This window comes from Jeotgalibacillus sp. 10bf12 (assembly GCF_055597105.1).
In genome coordinates, this window is record NZ_CP200276.1 from 2,482,309 (window position 1) to 2,498,577 (window position 16,269).

The 16,269-nt window shown below is 41.6% G+C and carries 15 protein-coding genes and 2 other annotated features; of the genes, 2 read left to right on the plus strand and 13 right to left on the minus strand.

Annotated elements, in window-relative coordinates; genetic code table 11:
• Positions 1-55 precede the first annotated feature (55 nt).
• A complete protein-coding gene (locus DH10bf12_RS12900) occupies positions 56-1,117 on the minus strand; it encodes a C45 family autoproteolytic acyltransferase/hydolase (protein WP_471735676.1) in 1,062 nt (353 codons plus the stop codon).
• A gap of 188 nt (positions 1,118-1,305) precedes the next feature.
• On the opposite strand from DH10bf12_RS12900, the gene DH10bf12_RS12905 reads away from it, so the two are divergent.
• The gene (locus DH10bf12_RS12905) at positions 1,306-1,440 is read left to right on the plus strand and encodes a sporulation histidine kinase inhibitor Sda (RefSeq protein WP_152614714.1); all 135 of its coding nucleotides are present in this window, start codon (positions 1,306-1,308) and stop codon (positions 1,438-1,440) included.
• A 104-nt stretch (positions 1,441-1,544) separates the two neighbouring features.
• On the opposite strand, the gene odhB is transcribed toward DH10bf12_RS12905, so the two are convergent.
• The 12 genes from odhB to dapF form a co-directional block, all read right to left on the minus strand.
• Positions 1,545-2,819 carry a 2-oxoglutarate dehydrogenase complex dihydrolipoyllysine-residue succinyltransferase gene (odhB, locus tag DH10bf12_RS12910; protein WP_471735677.1) on the minus strand — a complete coding sequence of 425 codons (1,275 nt, stop codon included), beginning with the start codon at positions 2,817-2,819 and terminating at the stop codon, positions 1,545-1,547.
• 20 nt (positions 2,820-2,839) lie between these two features.
• Positions 2,840-5,653, minus strand: coding sequence for a 2-oxoglutarate dehydrogenase E1 component (locus DH10bf12_RS12915; protein ID WP_471735678.1), 2,814 nt, complete (start codon positions 5,651-5,653; stop codon positions 2,840-2,842).
• A gap of 206 nt (positions 5,654-5,859) precedes the next feature.
• Positions 5,860-7,254 (minus strand): HAMP domain-containing sensor histidine kinase, encoded by a 1,395-nt coding sequence (locus DH10bf12_RS12920; RefSeq protein WP_471735679.1) that lies wholly within the window; start codon positions 7,252-7,254, stop codon positions 5,860-5,862.
• Entirely contained in the window at positions 7,251-7,922 is a 672-nt protein-coding gene (locus tag DH10bf12_RS12925) for a response regulator transcription factor (protein ID WP_471735680.1), read from the minus strand. The genes DH10bf12_RS12920 and DH10bf12_RS12925 overlap by 4 nt, the downstream gene beginning before the upstream one ends.
• Positions 7,923-8,001: 79 nt before the next feature.
• The gene (gene trpA / locus DH10bf12_RS12930) at positions 8,002-8,778 is read right to left on the minus strand and encodes a tryptophan synthase subunit alpha (RefSeq protein WP_471735681.1); all 777 of its coding nucleotides are present in this window, start codon (positions 8,776-8,778) and stop codon (positions 8,002-8,004) included.
• Positions 8,778-9,977, minus strand: coding sequence for a tryptophan synthase subunit beta (gene trpB / locus DH10bf12_RS12935; protein WP_471735682.1), 1,200 nt, complete (start codon positions 9,975-9,977; stop codon positions 8,778-8,780). Before trpB ends, trpA begins: the two co-directional genes overlap by 1 nt.
• A gap of 1 nt (position 9,978) precedes the next feature.
• A complete protein-coding gene (locus tag DH10bf12_RS12940) occupies positions 9,979-10,578 on the minus strand; it encodes a phosphoribosylanthranilate isomerase (RefSeq protein WP_471735683.1) in 600 nt (199 codons plus the stop codon).
• Positions 10,568-11,344 (minus strand): indole-3-glycerol phosphate synthase TrpC, encoded by a 777-nt coding sequence (trpC, locus tag DH10bf12_RS12945; RefSeq protein WP_471735684.1) that lies wholly within the window; start codon positions 11,342-11,344, stop codon positions 10,568-10,570. Before trpC ends, DH10bf12_RS12940 begins: the two co-directional genes overlap by 11 nt.
• Entirely contained in the window at positions 11,345-12,364 is a 1,020-nt protein-coding gene (gene trpD / locus DH10bf12_RS12950; RefSeq protein WP_471735685.1) for an anthranilate phosphoribosyltransferase, read from the minus strand. It lies immediately after the preceding gene.
• Complete coding sequence (locus DH10bf12_RS12955) at positions 12,365-12,943, minus strand: aminodeoxychorismate/anthranilate synthase component II (RefSeq protein ID WP_471735686.1); 579 nt, start codon at positions 12,941-12,943, stop codon at positions 12,365-12,367.
• Positions 12,940-14,334: an anthranilate synthase component I gene (gene trpE / locus DH10bf12_RS12960; protein WP_471735687.1), complete on the minus strand. Its 1,395-nt coding sequence runs from the start codon at positions 14,332-14,334 to the stop codon at positions 12,940-12,942. The genes DH10bf12_RS12955 and trpE overlap by 4 nt, the downstream gene beginning before the upstream one ends.
• Positions 14,335-14,382: 48 nt before the next feature.
• Positions 14,383-14,567: a binding site (T-box leader), on the minus strand.
• A gap of 25 nt (positions 14,568-14,592) precedes the next feature.
• Positions 14,593-14,820: a binding site (T-box leader), on the minus strand.
• A gap of 80 nt (positions 14,821-14,900) precedes the next feature.
• Positions 14,901-15,893, minus strand: coding sequence for a diaminopimelate epimerase (gene dapF / locus DH10bf12_RS12965; protein ID WP_471735688.1), 993 nt, complete (start codon positions 15,891-15,893; stop codon positions 14,901-14,903).
• An 84-nt stretch (positions 15,894-15,977) separates the two neighbouring features.
• Here dapF and DH10bf12_RS12970 point away from each other — a divergent pair, with 84 nt between their 5' ends.
• Positions 15,978-16,253: a hypothetical protein gene (locus DH10bf12_RS12970; RefSeq protein WP_471735689.1), complete on the plus strand. Its 276-nt coding sequence runs from the start codon at positions 15,978-15,980 to the stop codon at positions 16,251-16,253.
• Positions 16,254-16,269 lie beyond the last annotated feature (16 nt).

Below are 16,269 nucleotides of genomic sequence, written 5' to 3' on the forward strand. Positions count from 1 at the left end.
ATCAAACCCCTTTCATTATTGTCTACGGTTAGTATATCGTTAAATCAGAGGATTGTTAAGAACTTCTGTTTACATGACTGAAGCGCTCATTGGTATCGACCTGTCCGAATATTTTAGTGACAGGATATCTCTCCCCTGCAAGCCAGTCCTTGAAATTGATGATCAGCGGTACTGCATTCTCACCTGCGCCAAATATCGCTTTCATATGAACTGGATCATAAACGACTGTATGAATTGTTCCTGACCAGCTGCCGTAATTCTTTTTAAAGATCCCGTGTGATGGATCATTAAACCGGTAAAAGGCTTCAAGCGGATTGTCAGTTGTATTGGACTGTTCATATATGTTTTGGAGCCTCGTTTTTGACTCTGTCAGCTGATAACGGTTTTCCTGTAATTTTTCGTCGGTCTCAAAATGATTTGTGCACGCATAATCATTTGTCTGTTCTCTAACCGCCACTCCAAGTGCTGATGCCTCCACAATCGCCCGGTCTCCATCAGCATCGTACAGCGTATAGTTAAAAGCATGTCTATGTGGAATGTCTTTTAGCATACGGACAGCTTCTGCAGTTGTAGCACAACTATCGAGTAAAAACCTAGCAATCACAGAGCAGGTAAATCCTTCTCCCGGATTTTTACGGTTTACAAAATGAAAGCCTACACATAAACCTTTTTCATTCATGCCATCAATCCGTCCAATCATTCTGCCGGCAACCCCAATTGAAGCATAGCCGCTTTCAGGCTGCCAGATCATCAGTCTTCCTTCATATGTCTTAGGATGGTAATCGTAATTTCTTGCAAAAAATCCACTTTTCATTAGTACAGAACAGCCGGATTTTACCCAGTCCTGCTGCCATCCGGAATACTCATGTACTACATCTTCGAACGTCCAGTCGAGCTTGCTGCTCAACCCTTTCAATTCATCCCATAATCCCGGCGCAAGGGACTTAATATGCTGTTCTGCTTTTTGAAAATTTATCTGGTAGGATTTTTTAGATTTTTCTCTTCTTTTCATGTGAGTCTGATAAAGAGGGGTATCGCGGAACAAACTTCCTGCTGTCTGTCCAAGCTGATAGTAAGAACCTTTCCCCTTAATTACATCTATATGAAACTTCTGCATTTGAGATCATATCCTTTCAGATCTATTATGTAGGAGGAGCAGGAGTCTTTCCAGTTTGGATACACGAATATAACAATTAGATAACATCTCGGGGTAGTGGTTGAAGAGTCATGGGCAACATCGTATAATGACGTTAATGGAAAGTTTAGAATATTCCATTAACACAATCACTAAGGAGGTTCTATCCATTGAAAATCTTAAGTAATGAACAGTTGCTTTCTGCGTACAGGGATGCTGAGAAACATGGAGAACACGATACACAAGTGATTTTAAAGAAAGAAATTCAAAAAAGAGGTATACATGCCGGCAGACATCGTAAATAATTCAAAAAGAACACGCATCGAACGTTGCGTGTTCTTTTTTTGATGTAATTTAAAATGAAAAAAACGGCCGGTCCCATTTAATGAATGGAACCGGCCGTTTAATATTAGCCTTCGAGTAACAGATCTTCCGGATTCTCGAGAAGCTCTTTTACCATCTTGAGGAATCCAACTGCTTCTTTACCATCGATAATACGGTGGTCATAAGACATCGCAATGTACATCATCGGACGGTTTTCGCTTCTTTCAGCATCAATCGCTACAGGACGAAGCTGGATTGTATGCATACCCAGGATTCCAACCTGCGGGCCATTCAGGATCGGCGTAGAAAGCAATGAACCAAATACACCGCCATTCGTGATTGTGAATGAACCTCCCTGAAGGTCACTAAGCTGCAGCTTTTTATTCTTAGCTTTTTCGGCAAGATGAACAATCTCCTGCTCGATCTCAGCAAAGTTTTTACGGTCACAGTCTCTTACGATTGGTACAACAAGTCCATCGTCAGTAGAAACTGCTACACCTACATCATAGTAATGCTTCAGGATTACTTCATCCCCATCAATTTCAGCATTTACATATGGATACTTCTTAAGTGCTGCGACAACAGCCTTTGCAAAGAATGACATAAAGCCAAGGCGTACATCATGTGTTTCATGGAACTTATCCTTTTTACGCTTTCTAAGGTCCATCACATTCGTCATATCAATTTCATTAAATGTTGTCAGCATTGCTGCAGTCTGCTGTACTTCAACTAGGCGGTTAGCGATTGTCTGACGGCGGCGGGACATTTTTTCTCTTGTAACCGGTTTGCCGTCATCCTTTTTCGCTGCAGGTTTCTCCTGCTTCTTAGGAGCTGCTTCCTGTTTCTTCTCCTGTCGAGATGATCCATGTGCTTCTACATCCTGTTTTCTCACACGGCCCATTGGGTCCTGTGTTGAAATTGAAGAGAGGTCAATGCCTTTTTCTCTAGCAAGCTTCCGTGCAGCTGGTGATGCAATTGTACGCTCTTTCTTCTCTGTAGACTCCTGTTTGTCAGAAGACTGATCTGAAGTTTTTTCTTCAGATTTTTCATCTTCTTTCGCTTCTTCAGGCTCATCTGATGTTTTTTCTTCTGTCTGCTCATCAGAAGAACTACTGCCTCCGCCTTCACCGGCTTCAACAATCGCAATAACCTGACCAACTTCTACTGTATCGCCTTCCTCAGCTTTCAGCTCTTTGATCACGCCTGCTTCCTCTGAGATGACTTCAACATTTACTTTATCTGTTTCAAGTTCTACGATATATTCGCCTTTTTCTACTTCGTCACCAGGCTGTTTTAGCCATTGAGCAATGGTACCTTCTGTAATTGATTCTGCTAATTCTGGAACTTTAATTTCTGCCACTGTGTCTTCCTCCTCTATTCTTACCCTTTAACTACTGAATTTTCTAAAATACGCTGCTGTTCTTTTTTGTGTACTGTCGGGTCGCCCTCAGCCGGACTGCTTCGACGGCGTCTGCCAATATAAGATACTTCAGATCCCTCTGGTGAAAGCTTTTTGAGGCGTGGTTCTACAAAAGTCCATGCACCCATATTCTTCGGCTCTTCCTGTACCCAGACAATTTCTTTTAAGTTCTTATAACGGCCGAACACTTCTTTTAGCTGCTCCATTGGGAATGGATAGAGTTCTTCGACACGAATCAAATGTAACCAGTCGTTATTTTCTTCTTTTTCAGCTCTTTCAATCAGGTCAATACCAACTTTACCTGATGAGAGAACAATTCTTTCAACAGCATCCTCATTTTTTCCGAGTGAAGGGTGTTCAAGAATCGGTGAGAATCCGCCTTCTGCCAGTTCATCTACGCTGCGTGATACAACTGGATGTCTAAGCAGACTCTTTGGCGTCATAATGACAAGCGGACGAACTTCCTCTTTCTTCAAAATTGCTGCCTGCCTTCTTAAGATGTGGAAGTACTGCGCCGAACTCGTCAGGTTCGCTACTGTCCAGTTATTCTCAGCTGCAAGTGTCAGGAATCTTTCCATTCTGCCTGATGAATGCTCCGGCCCCTGGCCTTCATATCCATGTGGAAGCAGCATGACAAGCCCTGATTTCTGTCCCCATTTTGCACGGCTTGATGAAACAAACTGATCAAACATCACCTGTGCCATATTAGCAAAGTCTCCGTATTGCGCTTCCCATAATACAAGTGTTTCTTTTGAGAATACGTTATAACCATATTCGAATCCGACGACAGCCGCTTCAGTCAGTGGGCTGTTATAAACGCAGAATGAAGCGTTTGCGTCAGAAATATGATGTAGTGGTGTGTATTCTTCACCTGACTTCTCATCATGCAGCACAAGGTGTCTATGCGCGAATGTTCCACGCTGTGAATCCTGTCCGCTTAGACGGATTGGAGTTCCATCCTGGATAATACTGCCGAATGCCAATGTTTCAGCATGTGCCCAGTCTACCTTTCCATCCTTTTCGAAAGGATCATTTCTTCTCTGAAGAATCTTTTCAAGCTTTTTAAAAACATTAAAGCTCTCAGGGAAGTTCAATAAATCCTCATTCAGCTTTTTCAATCTGCCATAGTCCACTGATGTGGAGATGTCATACAACATAGACTGAACGTCTTCAGGCGGATTCATATCAGTATCCGGATCTTTTTCAGATTTAGGAACTGTGTCATAAGCTTTTTGAAGCTTAGACGTGTTTTCTTCAATCAGCTGATCAGCTTCACTATCAGAAAGCGTCTCGTTTGAAATCAGCTTGTCCTGATAAAGTTTACGCACATTATCATGCTTTTTAATATAGTTATATAAATCAGGATTCGTTACCATAGGCTCATCCATTTCGTTATGACCAAAACGTCTGTAACCAATAAGGTCAATCACAAAATCTTTGCCGAATTCCGCTCTGTATTCGCTTGCCATAATAGCAGCTGCGAGACACGCCTCAGGATCATCTGCATTGACGTGCAGAATCGGCACTTCAAATCCTTTAGCTGTGTCTGAAGCATATTTAGTTGAGCGTGAATCAAATGATTCAGTTGTAAATCCAATCATATTGTTTGCAATAATATGAATCGATCCGCCTGTATGATAGCCTCTCAGCTGACTCATATTTAATGTCTCGGCAACCACTCCCTGACCCGGGAATGCTGCATCACCATGAATCATGATTGCTAATGATGACGCTTTCTCAAGTTCAGGAATACCCGCGCTGGTTCTTGTTTCCTGAGCAGCTCTTGTGTAGCCCGCTACAATCGGACTGACTACTTCAAGGTGACTCGGATTGTTTGCAAGTGTTACACGCGTTTTTGCTTTGTCCTTACTGACATTACGGTCAGCGCCGAGGTGATATTTCACATCTCCTGTCCAGCCATATGTAATACCGGTTGAACCCTCTGAAGGAATCAGGTCTTTACTTGGCGCATGCTGGAATTCAGCGAAAATCATTTCATAAGGCTTTTCAAGTACGTGCGCCAGAACATTCAGGCGTCCACGGTGAGCCATTCCGATATTAATGGAAGATGCACCCTTTTCAACTGTTGATTGAATGATTTCATCAAGCAGAGGAACCATGGTGTCAAGACCTTCGATTGAAAAACGTTTTTGTCCGACAAATGTTTTATGGACAAAATTTTCAAAACCTTCAACCTGTACCAGGCGCTTTAAAATGCTCTTTTTCTTTTCATCTTCAATTTTAGCATCGAGTGAACCCGATTCAATGTAGTTCTTCAGCCATTTCTTTTCTTTTCTGTCATGGACATGTGAATATTCAAACGCGATTGTTTTCGTGTACATCTTTCGCAAATATTCAATGGCCTCATATCCATTTGTTACTTCATCAGTCGAATTTTCAATCAGAACATCAACTGGAATTTTTTCCAAATCTTCTTTTGTCAGATTGTAAGTTTCCAGTTCGATTCTTTCAGTGTCTTTTTCTTTGTCATGAAGCGGATTAATATCAGCTGCAAGGTGTCCGTACGAGCGAATACCTTCAGCCAGCTGAACTGCAGCAATGACTTTGCTGTAGTCAGTCCCTTCAATCGCTACTTCTGTTTGCTTTGACCTCTCTTTGTACGGAGAGCCATTCTCTTTGAAAAATTGCTGTAACTCTTCATCAACAAGTGATGGATCTTCCCGATAAAGATCGTACATCTCCATCATATAGCCCAGGTTAGGACCGGAAAAAGTTAACGATGATGGATCCTGTTGCTCCGACTGTTTTCTCATTTTGAAAACCTCCAACGTATTGGACAAATCACCTTAAATATCGTAAGGGAATTTGCTATGTAAATATAGTAATAATAGAGATCTAAAACGCTTACAGAGCCATTTTATCACTGTAAAGGAACGAGATAAAGCGTTTCGATCGATTTTTTCAAAATTTTATAAGATAAAATAATGAATATAAATTCAATATCGAACCGCTTTCATCTCTATTCCGCTGATTTTAAATTGATGGTGATCACCGTGTGACCCGGCTGACTTTGTATATGAATCTTTGCACCATATAAGTTAAGCAGCCTTTTGGCAATGGATAAGCCAAGCCCGTTTCCACCCATTTCCCTGCTTCTGGACTTTTCAATCCGGTAGAAACGGTCAAAAATCAACGGAATATTTTCCTCAGGGATTCCTTCTCCAAAATCCTCCACCTTAACTTCATAGGTGGCTTCTTTATTTTTTCCTGATATCATCACTTTTTGATCATCCGGTGAATATTTAACTGCATTTTCTATAAAAATAATCAGAATTTGTTCAAGGTGATCTGCCGCTATTTGCGCAGAACCTTCTTCAGCTTTAATTTCCAGATAACGTTTGCTGTATACGGATTGCATTTTCTGACCGGTATTCAGCAGAATCTTTTTGCAATCTGCAGGGTGAACATCTTCTATATGCATGTCACGGTCAGCTCTCGATAACATTAGCAGATCTGACACAAGTTTTTTCATCCTGTTAATTTCCTGCAGGGAGATAGCAAGAGATTCTTCTAGCACTTCAGGATCTTTTTTGCCCCACCGCTTGATCAGGTTCAGATGACCTTCCATAATCTGAAGAGGTGTTCTCATCTCATGAGATGCATCTTCTGTAAACTGCTTCTGTTTTGCGAAGTTTTTCTCAAGTTCAGTCATCAGGTCATTAAAAATTTCAATTAATCCTCCTACCTCGTCCTGATGGTCAGGCTCGGGAAGCTGATGCTGAAAGCCCTCCTGCTGTGTCTTTTTCATCGTTTTTCCTAGCTGGATCACCGGCTTAATAAATGTGCCTGATAAGACATAAGCAGCATAGGAGCTGAATATCAATGCAGCGATCAACAGGATCAGCGAAAGGAAGATCATATAATTCAGCTGAGCCGTGTAAGCGTTCAACGGATGGATAATTTCAACAAAACCGTTGAAACCGTTTGAATTAACCGGTGTGCGTCCAACAAGAACGGATGTGCCGTTCACCCGGGTTCTTTCAATTTCAGTTTCTTCAACCCTTTTGAACGGGATAGATAAATTACTTTGACTTCGTTGGATCTGATAGATTTCATAACCATCCTCATTATAAAAATGAATGATCTGTCCTCTTTCATATACCTGTTCTGCAAGTTCTCTTCCTTCGTTTATATCATTAATGGTGACAAGCGGGTTACGGTTTTCATAGAAATCTTCAAGGTCAGTTAATACGTCAGTAAGTGTGTTTCTTTCTTCCTGCATCATCCATTGGCTCATTGCAACGATCAAAATAATGCTGAATGCCGTAAAAGCTAAAAAAATTGTAGCAGAAGCAGACAGCATCCACTTCCATCTGATTGATAATGCATTCCATTTGTTTTTCAACTGATTCATGACCTGATCACATACCCTGTTCCGCGAACGGTTTCAATATAATCTGATGGATTGTCGGGATCAATTTTATTCCGTAAATGCCTGATATAAACGTCAACAACGTTCGTCTCAGCATCAGCATCATACCCCCATACTTTTTCAATTATACGGTCCCGTGTGAGCACAATATCTTTGTTCTCAAGGAGCATTCTTAATAAATCAAATTCTTTTTTCGTAAAGAGAATTTCTGCTCCATTTTTCTCTACCTTATAGGATTTAGTTTTTAGGGTGATGTCTTTATGTGTTAGTGTATCCTGTGCATCATGACCTGCTCTTCTCATCAGTGCACGCATTCTTGCAAGCAGCTCTTCAATCGCAAAAGGTTTTACAATATAATCATCTGCTCCGCTATCAAGACCTGATACGCGGTCCATTACACCATCTTTAGCAGTAATCATAATAATTGGTAAATCCTTAGACTGGCGAATTCTTCTGCATATTTCCATACCGCTGAGGGATGGGAGCATTAAATCAAGTAAAATCAGATTAAAAGGTTCACTCAATGCTCTGTTCAGTCCATCTCTGCCGTCAAATTCAGTTACTACTTCATATCCCTCATATTTCAATTCAAGCTCAATAAATCTCGCAAGGTTTTTCTCATCTTCTATGACCAATATTCGATTTTCCATATGGCAGCCACCTTTGAGGAGTAGATATATTTTATTCTATAACAAAAACCGGTTTCCTCACAGGAAACCGGTTTTTTCACTATTTCACAGCTGCATGAATCAGATGCTCTATTTCAGTCTGCTGTTTTTTATATTGAAGATCAACAATTTTGCTGCCTACAATCACGCCATCCCCGTAAGATGACACTTCCTTTACCTGTTCAGGTGTTGAAATACCAAAGCCTGCAAGGACGGGCACTGAACTATAGGTTTTTAATCTGCTGATAAAGTTTTCAAGCTTATCACTGATATTTGCGCGCTCGCCAGTGATCCCTGTTACAGAGACTGCATATAAGAAGCCCTCGGATGCTTCAGCAAGTCTTTTAATTCTTTCTTCAGGACTCGTTAGTGTCACCAACTGGATCAGTGCGAGATCCGTTTTAGATATAAAGGGCTGGATCAGTGCGTTTTGCTCATAAGGCAGATCTGGTATAATCAGCCCTGAAACGCCTGCGTTCTCAATATCCTGAAATACACCAGATAATCCATACTTGTATAAAGGGTTAATATAGGTCATCAGTACAATTGGGACCGTTAATATTTCTTTTATCGCTGAGAGCGCATCAAGAATTTTTGATAATGAAGCCCCGTTTTTTAATGCCCGCTTCCCCGCCTCCTGAATCACCGGACCATCAGCTGCCGGATCTGAGAAAGGAATACCAAGTTCAATCACTGTAGCACCACTTTCCTGTAGAAAGAGCAGCTGATCTTTTAGTTCTTCAACTGAAGGATCTCCAGCCATAATATAAGGAACAAATGCTTTAGCTCCCTGACCGTTTACTTCTTCAATTGCCTTTTTGATTGCTAATTTCCCCATTACTTCTCATCCTCCAGCGCTGCTTTAACTGTATTCACATCTTTATCTCCCCGTCCTGACAGACAGATTACAATCACCTCTTCAGGACTTCCCTTTTCAGCTATTTTTACTGCCTCTGCTACAGCATGCGCACTTTCTAATGCAGGGATAATCCCTTCAGTTTTTGACAGCAGCTGAAGTGCATCCAGCGCTTCTTTATCTGTAATGGACTGATACTGCACTCTTTTTATTTCGTGGAGATAGCTGTGCTCAGGACCTACTCCAGGGTAATCAAGGCCTGCTGATATCGAGTGTGCTTCCTGAATCTGACCATCTTCATTTTGAAGCAGATACATAAGAGAACCATGCAGAATGCCGACTTCTCCGGCAGTGAGTGTTGCTGCGTGTTTATTTGTATGGATGCCGGATCCGGCTGCTTCCACGCCAGTCAGCTTCACATCTTTTTCATTGATAAACGGATAGAACATACCGATCGCGTTACTGCCTCCGCCAATACAGGCAATGATTTCGTCCGGAAGACGCCCTTCTTTTTCAAGAATTTGTTTTTTCGTTTCATGCCCAATTACACTCTGGAAGTCACGTACCATCTCAGGGAAAGGATGTGGTCCGAGTACTGATCCGATAATGTAATGCGTATCCTCTACATTTGCGACCCAGTATCTCATTGCCTCATTCACTGCATCCTTCAGTGTACCGCTGCCCTGTGAAACTGATTCAACTCTGGCTCCAAGAAGCTCCATTCTAAAAACATTTAATTCCTGTCTTCTGATATCTTCTTCTCCCATAAAAATAACGCAGTCCAGGTTGAGTAGTGCACATACTGTCGCAGTTGCTACACCATGCTGGCCCGCTCCGGTTTCTGCAACAATTTTCCGTTTGCCCATCTTTACAGCGAGCAGCGCTTGGCCGATCGTATTATTAATTTTGTGCGCACCTGTATGGTTCAGGTCCTCTCTCTTTAGATAGATCTTTGAACCGCCTACTTTTCTGGTCAGGTTTTCAGCATAATAAAGTGGTGTTTCACGCCCTACGTAGTCACTGAGGTAATGATTTAGCTCACGCTGAAATTCAGGATCTTCCTTTGTTTCTTTGTATGCTTTTTCAAGGTCGATAACAGATTGCATCAGTGTTTCAGGAACAAAACGTCCACCGAATTGACCAAACTGTCCGTTAAGATCCGGTTGTGTATATAAAGTCATATTAACAGCTCCCTTTTGCTTGTTTAATAAAAGCAGTGATTTTTTCATGATCTTTTTGACTATCTGTTTCTACTCCGGATGATACATCTACACCAAGCGGAGCGGTTTCGGTGATTGCCGTGCGTACATTTTCAGAAGTTAATCCTCCTGCAAGTATCACTTTCTGTCCGCTGTCTTTGAGGATGGACCAGTCAAATGTGTGTCCGCTCCCGCCACGGTAATCCGCTCCTGGAGCATCTGCCAGGATATGTGCGACATCAAACTGATTCATCCTATCAATATCAGATTCATCTGATACACTAAAAGCCTTAATCACAGGCTTTGGCATCATGCTGCAAAATTCTGGGGACTCATCACCGTGAAGTTGAATCATATCCAGCTTTACAGCAGCAACTGCTTCCATTACTTCTTCAACTGAAGGATTTACAAACACGCCAACCTTCTTCACGGAATCCGGCACTGCGGCACTAATTTCTGCTGCATGACTGTATGTGATCCGTCTGCTGCTGTCTGCAAATACAAAGCCGATATAGTCAGCTCCGCTATCAACCGCTGCCTTTACATCTTCCTGATTCATTAATCCGCAGATTTTAACGAGCATGTGAATCACTCTTTAACGGAACTTGTAACGATCTTAATAACTGACCGGTATCTGCAGCCTTCATCAGAGATTCACCTACGAGTACTGCTGAAGCACCTGTGCTGGCAGCAGTTTTAGCATCATCTGATGTGAAAATGCCACTTTCACTCACAAAAGGTAATCCTCTGGACGTAATGATTTTGCCGAGTTCCTCACTAACTTTGAGATCGACTTCAAATGTTTTCAGGTTACGGTTATTCACACCGATGATGTCCGCCTTTGCTAAAAGTGCACGCTGAAGCTCCTCTTCATTGTGCACTTCTGTCAATACAGAAAGGTTTAGCTTTTTTGCATGAAGGTTCAGCTCATGAAGCTGTTTATCTGACAGGGCAGCGACAATCAGCAGAATAATAGATGCACCCGAATTCGCGGCTCTGTCAATTTGTTTTATATCTATCATAAAATCTTTACATAATACAGGAATATTTACTGCTTCAGCTACTGCTTTAAGATCATCAAAAGATCCCTGGAAAAATGATTCGTCTGTCAGAACTGAAATCGCTGAAGCACCATTTTCTTCATAAAGCTTTGCCTGCTTAACCGGATCCATATCAGGATTTATTATCCCTTTCGAAGGAGAAGCTCTTTTAATTTCGGCAATCACATTCATATGCTTACTTTTTTGAATATTAAATGGCAGCGGCTTAATACGATCCGTCGCATATTCAGCTTTATAATGAACTAATTCTTCCTTTTTCTTATCAATGATTTTATCAAGAATTGTCACTCAGACCACCGCTTTCTTCTTACTGAAATCAATCAGCTGGTTCAGTTTATTTAAGGCCGATTTTGAATCAATACTTTCTTCAGCTTTCGCTATACCTTCTTGAATAGATGAAACCTGACCCGCAGCAAACAATGCAATTCCTGCATTGAGGATAACCGTCTGACGGTATACTGAGTTTTCCCCTGAAAGAACAGAAAGAAGGATTTTTGCATTTTGTTTTGAATCTCCGCCTTTAATCTTTTCATTCGGAACGACTGATAAACCTAGCTCTTCAGGATGAAAGGTAAATTCCGTAATCCGGTCATCTTCAAGTAGTGCAAGATAATTAGTACCTGCTAATGATGCTTCGTCCATGTGACCGGCACCATTCAGTACAACGCCTCTTTTTCTCCCAGTCTTCTTCATTGCCAGTGCCATTGTATGAATCATGTCCCGCCGATAAATGCCAATAAGCTGGGATGAAAGATTCACCGGATTGGTCAGCGGTCCTATCAGATTAAAAATGGTTGGAACACCAAGAGCTTTTCTGGCCTTCATCACATTTTTGATCCCACTGTGAACGTGAGGTGCAAATAGAAATGTAATCTGATGCTTCTCAAGCATTTCTTTCATTTCATTTTTATTAAAGTCCAGCCTTACTCCGAGATGCTCAAGCACATCCGCACTTCCGGTTTTACTTGAGATGCTTCTATTCCCGTGCTTTGCAACCGGTATCCCTGCTCCAGCAATCACAAATGCGGCACAGGTGCTGATATTAAAGCTCTGGGAACCATCCCCGCCAGTTCCACAATTATCAATGACATTTTCTGCAGTTGTTTCATAAGTCCCTGCAATTTCTTTTACAGCAGTAACCAGTCCGCTGATCTCATCAGATGTTTCACCTTTTTCTTTAAGTGACAAAAGAAAACGCTGGATGTCTTCCTGCGGTGTCTTTAGATCAAACATTTCTCTTCCTGCTTCTGTCATTTCACTTTCTGTTAAGTGAATGCTCTGCTCAACTAGCTCAATATACTTTCTCATCTAGACTCTCTCCTTCGCTGTTATAAACTCAGTACATAACTTTAGCAGCTCTTTACCTTCATCGGTGCCGATTGATTCGGGATGAAACTGAAGTCCGAGTACAGGGTGAGATTCATGAAGCACTGCCATAATTTCATTGTCATCAGCTGAATAAGCAATCGGCTCCAGACAATCCGGCAGATTTTCCTGATCGATCACAAGCGAATGGTATCTCATCACCTTTTTACTGCCTTCTCCAAAAATATCCGGTCTTGTTTGTTTAATCACTGATTCTTTGGCGTGCATAATATTTTTTGCTCTGATGACTTTTCCGCCATATGCAGCACCAATTGCCTGGTGACCGAGGCAGATACCGATCATCGGTATCGATGCCCCGAGTTCCTGAATCGTTTCAATACATTTCCCTGCCTGATCCGGATGTCCGGGACCGGGTGAAAGTACAATCAAATCAGGCTCAAGCTTTCTCAACTCATCTATTGTAAATACGTCATTTCTGATGACTTTCACTTCATCGTATTCACTCAAATACTGATAGAGGTTATAGGTAAATGAATCATAGTTGTCAATTAACAAGATCATCGTCCCACCTCCAGCAGCGATTTTGCTTTATTTAATGTTTCTTCATATTCACTCTCAGGTACTGAATCGTATACAATTCCTGCACCAGCCTGTACGTGTGCCACCTGATCTTTGATGACCATTGTCCGGATCGCAAGGGCAAAATCAAGTGCCCCATTAAATCCGGCATATCCGACGGCACCGGCATACACGCCTCGTTTTACAGGTTCAAATTGATTAATCAGCTGCATCGCCCTGATTTTCGGGGCACCTGATACTGTTCCAGCCGGTAATGCAGCAATGAGTGCGTCAAGTCCGTCTATTTCAGGCTTTAAAATGCCTTTTACTTCTGAAACGATATGCATTACATGCTGATATCTTTCAATGACCATGAATTTAGATAAGGAAATCGATCCGGTTTCGCATACTCTTCCAAGATCGTTTCTGCCGAGGTCCACAAGCATTTTATGCTCTGCACATTCTTTTTCATCATTTAATAACTCCTCAGCAAGCTGCTGATCGTGAAGGTCTGTTTTACCTCTTTTTCGTGTCCCGGCGATTGGGTTTGTCGTTACTTCTTTGCCGTCGACCTTAATCAGACTCTCAGGTGAAGCGCCAAGAACGATATAATCTTCAAAGTCAATATAGAACATGTAGGGTGAAGGATTATCTTTTCTCAGGTTCCGGTAGAAAGAAAACGGTGATCCGCTGAATGGTGCACTTAAACGCTGAGACAGTACCACCTGAAAGATATCTCCTGAGCGGATATACTTCTTCGCTTCTTCTACATGTTTTTCATATTCTGCTTTTTCCATATTTGATTTGTAGTGCAATACTTCAGTTTTTTCAGGCTGTACAGCTACACCGCTGAAGTCAAAGATCTGACTGATCAGCCTGTCTATTTGATGTTCAAGCTCTGTATCTGATTTTTTCTCTTCAGGATCAAAAGTAAAAACCGTAACTTCATGCCTTTTATGGTCATAGCTGATAATCGTACTGTAAAACATTAAATGGGTATCAGGCATCTGAAGTTTATCATCTGGCGTTGTGCCGATGTTTTCATAAGACGCTGCTTCATCATATCCGATATATCCGATTGCGCCGCCGGCTACCGGACTTTGATCAGTTTCTATCTGATAATGTTCAAGTATTTTTTTCAGTTTAGCGATTGGTTTTTCCGGGTCTGTATTTACATAATCCAATGCTGAAGATATGACCGCTTCGCCCCGGATTCCTTTTAATTCAGCAAAAGGATCTGCTGCAATAAATGAATACCTGCCTGACTCCTCATGCTTCAGGGAACTTTCGAGCAGGCATTTCTTATTTCCGCTGATACTTTGAAAAATTGAAATTGGTGTCAGTGCATCCCCGACAACTGTTCTGACTGCATAGCTCTTCTCTTCTGGACTCATCTCTCTCACCTCATTAAAATTAAAAAACTCCGCACAGGAATATCCTGTACGGAGGACGGTTTGAACCGCGGTGCCACCTCTGTTGAAGCAAATGCTTCCACTCGACATGCTGTAACGTGCATGAATCGATTTCACTCACAGGTCCATTCTGTCAGCGCTACAGTCCTGCTTTCACCAGCCGCAGGCTCTCTAAACTGTGCTTACTGCATACTCTTCCTGATCATCGTTTTTAGATATAAAAAAGCTTCCTGTCCTGTAAAAAAGGACGGGAAGCCCGTGGTACCACCTTCATTGATTTCGTTAAGAAACCCACTCGTTGCGGGACATATCGTCTCCGCCGTCATATATCGTTGACGAATCGCCTGTACCTACTTCATTCAGACAGGTGCTCAGGAGTCCATTCATACTTATGCTTTACTGGTTCTCACCAACCACCAGCTCTCTTGAAAAGATATAAGCACTACTACTCTCCGTCATTGCGTTAAATTAATATTGTAAATGATCATAAAACGGATTCGAATAAAAGTCAACACTTTAAGCTTAATTATTACACAATTCTGATTCTATCAGTTTTGTCTGAGTTGTAATTCAGGCTGTACATGTCGTAGATACTCTTTTGATGCTTCTGCCATTTTATTATATGCTTCATCTTCGTTAGTACTGAAACTTTTCAAGATAGCAGCAACACCATCTTCTGCAAGTGATAATTCCATTTTGTGTGTGAAAGTCGCATTACCAATCAGATCTATATGATCATATTCTCCATTTTCACCGTGAACCACGCACTTTACCCGGCCACCGTCATTAAAAATATTGATCGGTTCGAAAGGCTGCCATTTCCCTGCAAGGACCTGAACCAGGCTCGATGATGACATCGCAGTTCCACACGCATTTGTAAAGCCTACTCCACGTTCGAACGTCCTTACAAAAAACTCACCTTCAGCAAGCTCCACAACATAACTGACGTTTACTCCGTCAGAAAACCATGGATTATCACTGTTAAAAGCAGTGGCCAGTTTTTCCTGGCTGTCTGAATTGATCAGCTCTGGTGTCACATTCGTTATGATATGCGGATTAGGTACAGCAAGTGCAGTGAACAGAATGTCTTTTTCCCATTCAGGTACCGGTCTTAAAATTAATTCCTTTTTATTTTCGAGCTTTAAAGGAAGTGTTGGCAAATCAAATAATACCGGAGAAATTTCTACAGAATATGTTGGAATATCGCCGTACAATTCATCAACCTGCTCTACTTTTAAAACGGCTTTCATTGTTTCCACCTGAAAAGATGCTAACTGATCTCTTTCGGCAATATATCTGGCTGCGCATCTGAGCCCATTCCCACACATCGAAGCTTCTGAACCATCAGAATTAAACACTCTCATTTTCGCCTGTGCTTTATGGCTATCTGAAATGAATAAAACCCCGTCTGTCTGTGTTTCAACACAGAGCTTTACAGTCCATGCAGCTCTTGTCTGATCAGAGGGTGTAAATTGGATATCTTTTTCATCTATTATGATAAAATTATTTTTAGAACCATGTGACTGAATTGCTGGAATCATGCGGTACAGCTCCTTATCATAAACATTGTTTTTAAATACAATGCCACAAATTATGAAAAGGTGCAATTAAACAGGAGGAATTTCATGAATCAGGATGATGTAAAATTCCGCTTTCATGTGATTGAAGTAAAAGAAATAGAAGGCGGTTACAGGATAGCAGTAGATGTAGAAGTTAAATGGCTAAAAGAGTCTGTCTTTAAGGGACCTGTTCATGTGGATATGAACCCGATCGGTATTTTCCCCTCACCTGCAGATATTGCATCAGCTTCCCCGTACAAAGGTGTCAGGGGAAAGCTCGGTGCTGAGATCAAACGCTATATAAGGATTCAGAGGAAATTTATTCCTGAACTCGTCAATTAAAAACAGGGACCCGTAA